The sequence below is a fragment of the Kineococcus glutinatus genome, assembly GCF_039542765.1.
Classification (GTDB): domain Bacteria; phylum Actinomycetota; class Actinomycetes; order Actinomycetales; family Kineococcaceae; genus Kineococcus_A; species Kineococcus_A glutinatus.
Map to the genome: position 1 here is coordinate 1 of NZ_BAABIL010000100.1, position 7,428 is coordinate 7,428.

Genomic DNA, 7,428 nt, shown 5'->3' on the forward strand with positions numbered 1-7,428 from the left:
GCGCAGGCTGGGCACCGCGCTGGGCACCGGTGCCCTGGCCGCCGCGGTCGCGGCCGCCGCGCTGCCGGCCGTCGCGGCACCGCCCGCTGCGGCCGCGCCCGTCGCGCGCCCCGCGGCGCCGGTCAACACCCACGACCGCACCGGCGGTGGCCCCGTCGACACCGTGGGCGCCCCGCAGCAGCTGGTGCGCGCCGGGCAGCGCGCCGTCGTCAGCGGCACCGTCACCCGGGTCGAGCTGGCCGAGATCGCCGGGCAGGAGGTCTTCGCCACCTACCTGCGGACCGGCGGCGACCTGGTCCGCCTGACCGGCGCGACGGCCGAGGGCCTGCGCGCCGGCGGGGAGTTCCGCCTCACCGTCACCGCGTCCGCGCGAGCCGATGCCGTCGAGGTCGTCTCCGCCGACCCGGTGGCCGGTGCCACCCTGCTCTCCGCCCCCACCTCCGGCGCGCACCGCGTCACCGTGGCGATGGTGGCGCCCAGGGGGTTCGGCGCCGGGAGCACCACCGAGGCGCAGGCGCGCCAGGCCCTGCAGAAGGCCTCCGACTACTGGTCCTCCCAGACCGGCGGCCGCATCTCCTTCGTCGTGGACCGGGTCGTGCCCTGGCGGCAGTCGCAGCAGCCCTGCTCGGACATGGCGGGGCTGTGGAACGAGACGGCCGAGCAGAGCGGCTTCACGTTCGACGACGCCACGCACCTGGTGGTCATCGCGCCGGAGGCCGCCGCCGGCGCCTGCGGCATGGGCCTGGGCACCATCGGCTCCCTCACCGACTTCGGCGCGGTGACCGTCACCACGGTGTCGCAGTCCACGCTGGCCCACGAGCTGGGCCACAACCTGGGCATGGGGCACTCCAACTACGTCTCCGGCACCGGTGGCTGCTCCTGCGGCGCCGGCCACGACGGCTCGGCGTGGCTCGCCCCGGCCCGCTACGTGGAGTACGGCGACCTCTACGACGTGATGGGCTACTCCGACCCCGACGACTACAACGGCGTGGGTTCCCTCAACGCCGTCCGCCGCGCGGCGCTGGGCTTCGCCCCGGCCGAGGTCCGGACCGTCACCGCCACCGGCGAGGTGCGGCTGCGCGCGCTGGCCGCCACCACCGGCAGCGAGCCCAAGGTCCTCAAGGTCGTCAACGGCTCCGACGCGTACTACCTGGAGTACCGCGCCGACGCCGGCGCCGATTCCCGCGTCCTGCGCGGGGGCGTTCCCCTGCAGCCCGGCGTCCGGGTCCTGCACGTCGATTTCACCAGCGGCCGGGGCCTGACCACCGCGGTGGTGGACGCCACGCCGACCGACCCGGCCCGCACGCGCACCGACCTGGACGCCGCGCTGCCCGTCGGCCGGACGTTCTCCACCCGCGCCGGGGACCTGCACGTCACCGTCACCGCGGCGGCCGGTGGCGTGGCCACCGTCAAGGTCACCTTCGGTGCGCTGTCCCAGACGCCCGCCCCGACGCCGACCCCGACGCCGACCCCCACGCCGACACCCACGCCGACACCCACGCCCACGCCCGTGGTGGCGGACACCGCTCCGACGATCACCGCCTCCGGGGCCGGTGACGCCGGCGCGTGGCTGCAGGCCACCGCCACCGGTACCACCGTCGCCGGCGCGGCCGTCACCGGCTACGTCGTGACGCCCTACGCCGACGGGGTGGCGCAGCCGCGGCGGGCCCGGACGGTGACGTCGCTGGCCTCCCGCGTCAGCATCACCGGGCTCGTCAACGGCACCACCTACACCCTCGGGGTGCGGGCCCGGACGCGGACCGGCCTCGGCCCGGAGGCGCGCACCGGTGCCCTGACCCCCCGTGCCGTCCCCGGCGTGGTGGTCGGCGCCCGGGGCGCGCTCGGCAACCGCCGCGACCTCGTCCTGACGTGGTCCGCCCCCCGCACCGACGGCGGGTCGGGGATCACGAAGTACGTGGTGACGACCACCCGCAACGGCACCCCGGTGGGCTCGCAGGACGTGACCGGCACCTCGCTGCGCCGCACGCTGGAGGCCGGGTCGACCTACGTCTTCACCGTCGCGGCCGTCAACGCCGTCGGGACGGGCGCCCCGGCGCGCGTGACGGTCCGGGTGCCCGCGATCACCGCGCCGGCGGCGCCCGAGGGCGTCGGGGCCACCGCCTCCGGCGGCAGGGCGACGATCAGCTGGTCGGCGCCGCGCAGCGACGGCGGCGGCGACCTCACCGGGTACGTCGTCGCGAGCTACCGCAACGGCGTGCTGGTGGGCACCACCACCGTGGCGGACCCGGCCCGCCGCTCGGTGGGCGTGGACGTCGGCACCGGCAGCTGGACCTTCACCGTGGCCGCCACCAACGGCACCGCCACCGGCAAGGCGTCCCGGCGGACCGCCGCGCTGCGGATCGCCTGAGGGGCCGCCGACCGGGGCCGACCGCGGCCCGCGACCTAGGGGCGCTGGGGGTCGAGGGCGCGGGCGGCGTGGGCGAGGCGTTCGGGCACCAGGCGGTAGTAGGCCCACACGCCGCGCTTGTCGCGGGTGAGCAGGCCGGCGTCCACGAGGATCCTGAGGTGGTGGGAGACGGTGGGCTGGGACAGGCCGACCGGCTCCGTCAGGTCGCAGACGCAGGCCTCGCCGCCCTCGTGGGCCGCGACGAGGGACAGCAGCCGCAGCCGGGTGGGCTCGGCGAGGGCCTTGAGCAGGGCCGCGAGCCGGTCGGCCTCGGCCGTGGACATCACGGCGCCGGTCGCCGGCGCGCAGCAGGCCGTCCCGACCCGCCCGTCGGGGACCTCGGCGGTCCCCGGCGCGGGGGGTGGGGTGGGCGGTGCGGAGGCCACCGGCTCAGCATGCCCCGGAGATTGACGACTGTCGATGGATGCGTCACCGTGGTGCCCGCCGGCGCGCGCCGGCGGGTGGTGGGAGGAGGGGGCGTGTCCCCGGAACCGCGGGAGCCGGCACGTCCGCCGCTGGCCCGGCGCCTGCTCGCCGAGGGCGTCGGGACGGCGCTGCTCGTCGCGGTCGTCGTGGGGTCCGGGATCGCCGCGCAGACCCTCTCCCCGGGCGACGTGGGCCTGCAGCTGCTGCAGAACTCCCTGACCACCGTGTTCGGCCTGGGGGTGCTGATCCTCGTGTTCGGCCCCGTCTCCGGCGCGCACCTCAACCCCGTCGTCTCCGCCGTCGACTGGTTCCTCGGCCGGCGCAGCGGCACGGGCCTGCCCGTCCGCGACGTCGTCGCCTACACCGGCGCGCAGACCGCCGGTGCGGTGGCGGGGGCGTGGCTGGCCAACGCCATGTTCGACCTGCCGGTGTGGCAGGTCGCCACCACCGCGCGCACCACCGGCGGGCACGTCATCGCGGAGGTCGTCGCCACCGCCGGGCTCGTCGCGGTGGTCTTCGCGCTGGCGCGCTCCGGCCGCGCGGCCCTGTCCGCGGTCGCGGTGGCCTCCTACATCGGCGCGGCGTACTGGTTCACCAGCTCCACGTCCTTCGCGAACCCGGCCGTCACGGTGGGGCGCGTCTTCTCCGACACCTTCGCGGGGATCGCCCCGGGTTCCGTGCCCGGCTTCGTGGCCGCGCAGGTCGTCGGCGCCGGGCTCGGCGCGGCCCTGGTCCTGGCCCTGTACCCCGACGCGCGGGCGAGCGCGGGCGACGCGGTCGTGCCCACCGACACCGGGACCCCCACCCGCCGCGGCTGAGCGCCGCCTGCCGTCCCGCCCGTCCGCGCCCGGTCCCATCCCGTCCCGTCCCGTCCCGTCCCGCCGAGAGGTCCCCGATGCCCGACAAGCCCAGCGTGCTGTTCGTCTGCGTCCACAACGCCGGCCGCTCCCAGATGGCCGCCGGCTGGCTCACCCACCTCGCCGGCGACGCCGTGGAGGTCCGCTCCGCCGGCTCGGCGCCGAAGGACGCCGTCAACCCCGCGGCGGTGGCGGCGATGGCCGAGGTCGGCATCGACATCTCGCAGCAGACGCCGAAGGTCCTCACCCCCGAGGCCGTGCAGTCCTCCGACGTCGTCATCACCATGGGCTGCGGCGACGCCTGCCCCTTCCACCCCGGCAAGCGGTACCTCGACTGGCAGCTGGAGGACCCCGCCGGCAAGGGCGTCGAGGCCGTCCGCCCCATCCGCGACGAGATCCGCGGCCACGTCGAGCGGCTGCTGGCCGAGCTCCTGCCCGCGCGGGCGGACGCCTGACGTGCAGCGCCACCGGCGCGCCCGGCAGGATTCGAACCTGCGGCCATCCGATTAGAAGTCGGGTGCTCTATCCGCTGAGCTACGGGCGCCTGCGGCCCGCAGCCTAGCGGCGAGGGGCCGTCCCGCGGCCGGATCGCGAGCCGTCCACAGCCGCCGCGCCGGCCCGGGGCGTCCACAGCGCGCCCGCCGCGGGACGGGTGCGGCCGGCTGGCCGGGCAGCCTCGTCGCCGACCCCGCAGGGTGCGGGGACGAGGAGGGCGACGTGAACGAGATCCAGGTGTCGGTGACGGGCAACGTGACCACCGACGTGCGGCACGTGGTGGTCAACGACAGCACGCCCATCACGAGCTTCCGGCTGGCCTCCACCACGCGGCGCCGGGACCCGGACGGGCGCTGGTACGACGCGGACACGACGTGGTTCACCGTGACGTGCTTCCGCGCGCTGGCGCTCAACGCGGCCCGCTCCCTGCGCAAGGGGCAGCCGGTGGCGGTGCAGGGCCGGCTGCGGGTGCGCGAGTACGAGGTCGAGGGCGTGCGCCGCTGGAGCCTGGAGATCGAGGCCGGCTCCATCGGGCACGACCTGCAGTACGGCACGGGGGACTTCCAGCGGGTGCCCAAGGTCGAGCGCACCGAGGTGCCGCACCGGGCCGCGGCCGACGCGCTCGCGGCGGGCTTCGAGGAGGAGGCCGCGGGGCGCGCAGCGGCGGGGGAGCCGGGCGCGGTGGAGGAGCTGGACGTCCTCGTCGGCTGAGGCCACCGCCACCGCCCACCGCTGCCGCCCGGCGCCGGGCCCCACCCGTCCGCCCGGCGCCGGGCACGGCCGGGTGGGGCCGCCCGGGCAACCACTAGCCTTGTGGCCATGGCCGAGTTCATCTACACGATGCAGAAGGCGCGCAAGGCGCACGGCGACAAGGTCATCCTCGACGACGTGACGATCGCCTTCTACCCGGGCGCCAAGATCGGCGTCGTCGGCCCCAACGGCGCCGGCAAGTCGAGCGTCCTGAAGATCATGGCCGGGCTCGACCAGCCGTCCAACGGCGAGGCGCGGCTGAGCCCGGGCTACTCGGTCGGCATGCTGCTGCAGGAGCCGCCGCTGGACGAGACGAAGACCGTCCTGGAGAACGTCCAGCTGGGCCTGGGCGAGCTGAAGACCAAGATGGATCGCTACAACGCCATCGCCGAGGAGATGGCGACGAACTACACCGACGCGCTCATGGAGGAGATGGGGGAGCTGCAGGAGGTCCTCGACCACGCCAATGCGTGGGACATGGACTCCCAGCTTGAGCAGGCGATGGACGCGCTGCGCTGCCCGCCGCCGGACTCGCCCGTCACCCACCTCTCCGGTGGTGAGCGCCGCCGCGTCGCGCTGTGCAAGCTGCTGCTGGAGAAGCCCGACCTGCTGCTGCTCGACGAGCCCACCAACCACCTCGACGCCGAGAGCGTGCAGTGGCTGGAGCAGCACCTCGCGCAGTACGCCGGCGCGGTGCTCGCCGTCACCCACGACCGGTACTTCCTCGACAACGTCGCCCAGTGGATCCTGGAGCTCGACCGCGGCCGCGCCTACCCCTACGAGGGCAACTACTCCACCTACCTGGAGAAGAAGGCCGCCCGCCTGGAGGTCCAGGGCAAGAAGGACCAGAAGCTGCAGAAGCGGCTCAAGGACGAGCTGGAGTGGGTCCGCTCCAACGCCAAGGGCCGCCAGACGAAGTCCAAGGCGCGACTGGCCCGCTACGAGGAGATGGCCGCCGAGGCCGAGCGCACCAGGAAGCTGGACTTCGAGGAGATCCAGATCCCCGCCGGCCCGCGCCTGGGCAGCCTCGTCATCGAGGCCAAGGACCTGCAGAAGGGCTTCGACGGCCGCACCCTCATCGACGGGCTGTCCTTCTCCCTGCCGCGCAACGGCATCGTCGGCGTCATCGGTCCCAACGGCGTCGGCAAGACGACGCTGTTCAAGAGCATCGTGGGCCTGGAGGAGCTGGACGGCGGCAAGCTCCAGATCGGCGAGACCGTCAAGATCTCCTACGTCGACCAGAGCCGCGGCGGCATCGACCCGAAGAAGACGCTGTGGGAGGTCGTCTCCGACGGCCTGGACTTCATCCAGGTCGGGCACACCGAGATGCCCTCGCGGGCCTACGTCTCCGCGTTCGGCTTCAAGGGCCCCGACCAGCAGAAGCCGGCCGGCGTCCTGTCCGGCGGCGAGCGCAACCGCCTGAACCTGGCCCTCACCCTCAAGCAGGGCGGTAACCTGCTGCTCCTCGACGAGCCGACCAACGACCTCGACGTGGAGACGCTGGGCAGCCTGGAGAACGCCCTGCTGGACTTCCCCGGCTGCGCGGTCGTCGTCAGCCACGACCGCTGGTTCCTCGACCGGGTCGCCACCCACATCCTCGCCTACGAGGGCACCGAGGAGAACCCGGCCAGCTGGTACTGGTTCGAGGGCAACTTCGCCGGTTACGAGGCCAACAAGGTCGAGCGGCTCGGTCCGGACGCCGCCCGCCCGCACCGGGTCACGTACCGCAAGCTGACGCGCGACTGATGCCGGCGCAGCCCGCGGCCCGCTCGTGGCGCCACCGGGTCGCGGTGGCGCACACCGCCTCCACCGCGCTGCTGGCGACCGCGATCGTGCCCGACCCCTTCGGCCGGCGGCGCCGGGGCAGCGGTTACCGCGACTACCTGGCCCACCAGGTGCCGGTGGACGCCGTGATGCGGCGGCTGGCGCCGGCGCTGTCGGGGCTCAGCGCCCTCACCGGGGTCGCCGCCCTGGTGGCCGGCGCGACCCGGCGCCCGGCGCCGGCAGGGGCGGCGGCCGGTGGTGCGCTGCGGGTGGGCGCGGTCGGTGCCGTCGCCGCGGCCGCCGCCCTCGCCGTCCGGGTGCACGTCCCGATCAACCAGAGGCTGCGGAGCTGGTCGCCGGAGCGGGAACCGCCCGGCTGGCGGCTGGAGCGCGCGCGCTGGGAGCGGGCGCACGTCCTGCGCCGCGCCGCGGTGGCCGCGGCGCTGGCGTGTGCGCTGTCCGCGCACCGGGTGGCCGGACGGTCCTGACGCGAGCGGGACCCGTGCCCCGACCGGTGCGGCCCGCAGCACGGCGAAGGCCCCCGGGGGTTCTCCCCCCGGGGGCCTTCGCCGTGCTGCGGATCCGTCAGACCGGGTCGGGCTGGACCCGCTCGACCTGCTGCTCGACCGCCTTGTCGACGTTGTTGTGGACGTCCAGCGGAGCCCTGCGGTGCTCGCGGATCGAGTAGGCCAGGGCCGCGGCCCAGGCCAGGGCGATGACGGCGTAGAC

At 75.3% G+C, this 7,428-nt stretch carries 7 protein-coding genes and 1 tRNA gene; 6 read left to right on the plus strand and 2 right to left on the minus strand.

Features of this window, described 5'->3' with window-relative positions; all coding sequences use genetic code 11:
• Positions 1-2,368, plus strand: a 2,368-nt coding sequence (locus ABEB16_RS04500) for a fibronectin type III domain-containing protein (protein ID WP_345711071.1), incomplete at its 5' end; no start/stop codon positions are given.
• 35 nt (positions 2,369-2,403) lie between these two features.
• On the opposite strand, the gene ABEB16_RS04505 is transcribed toward ABEB16_RS04500, so the two are convergent.
• Positions 2,404-2,793, minus strand: coding sequence for an ArsR/SmtB family transcription factor (locus tag ABEB16_RS04505; protein WP_345711072.1), 390 nt, complete (start codon positions 2,791-2,793; stop codon positions 2,404-2,406).
• A 93-nt stretch (positions 2,794-2,886) separates the two neighbouring features.
• On the opposite strand from ABEB16_RS04505, the gene ABEB16_RS04510 reads away from it, so the two are divergent.
• Positions 2,887-3,651 (plus strand): aquaporin, encoded by a 765-nt coding sequence (locus tag ABEB16_RS04510; protein ID WP_345711073.1) that lies wholly within the window; start codon positions 2,887-2,889, stop codon positions 3,649-3,651.
• A 77-nt stretch (positions 3,652-3,728) separates the two neighbouring features.
• Positions 3,729-4,145 carry an arsenate reductase ArsC gene (locus ABEB16_RS04515; protein ID WP_345711074.1) on the plus strand — a complete coding sequence of 139 codons (417 nt, stop codon included), beginning with the start codon at positions 3,729-3,731 and terminating at the stop codon, positions 4,143-4,145.
• Positions 4,146-4,161: 16 nt separating this feature from the next.
• Here ABEB16_RS04515 and ABEB16_RS04520 read toward each other — a convergent pair.
• Positions 4,162-4,234, minus strand: a tRNA-Arg gene (locus ABEB16_RS04520).
• A 173-nt stretch (positions 4,235-4,407) separates the two neighbouring features.
• On the opposite strand from ABEB16_RS04520, the gene ABEB16_RS04525 reads away from it, so the two are divergent.
• From ABEB16_RS04525 to ABEB16_RS04535, 3 genes are all read left to right on the plus strand, one after another.
• Positions 4,408-4,896 (plus strand): single-stranded DNA-binding protein, encoded by a 489-nt coding sequence (locus tag ABEB16_RS04525; RefSeq protein WP_345711075.1) that lies wholly within the window; start codon positions 4,408-4,410, stop codon positions 4,894-4,896.
• A 108-nt stretch (positions 4,897-5,004) separates the two neighbouring features.
• Positions 5,005-6,681: an energy-dependent translational throttle protein EttA gene (gene ettA / locus ABEB16_RS04530; protein ID WP_345711076.1), complete on the plus strand. Its 1,677-nt coding sequence runs from the start codon at positions 5,005-5,007 to the stop codon at positions 6,679-6,681.
• Positions 6,681-7,187 carry a hypothetical protein gene (locus ABEB16_RS04535; RefSeq protein ID WP_345711077.1) on the plus strand — a complete coding sequence of 169 codons (507 nt, stop codon included), beginning with the start codon at positions 6,681-6,683 and terminating at the stop codon, positions 7,185-7,187. Before ettA ends, ABEB16_RS04535 begins: the two co-directional genes overlap by 1 nt.
• The last annotated feature ends 241 nt before the right edge of the window (positions 7,188-7,428 follow it).

Coding starts and splice junctions, on each gene's coding strand:
- ABEB16_RS04515 (WP_345711074.1), top strand. CDS start 3,729: ATGCCCGACAAGCCCAGCGTGCTGTTCGTCTGCGTCCACAACGCCGGC.
- ettA (WP_345711076.1), top strand. CDS start 5,005: ATGGCCGAGTTCATCTACACGATGCAGAAGGCGCGCAAGGCGCACGGC.
- ABEB16_RS04535 (WP_345711077.1), top strand. CDS start 6,681: ATGCCGGCGCAGCCCGCGGCCCGCTCGTGGCGCCACCGGGTCGCGGTG.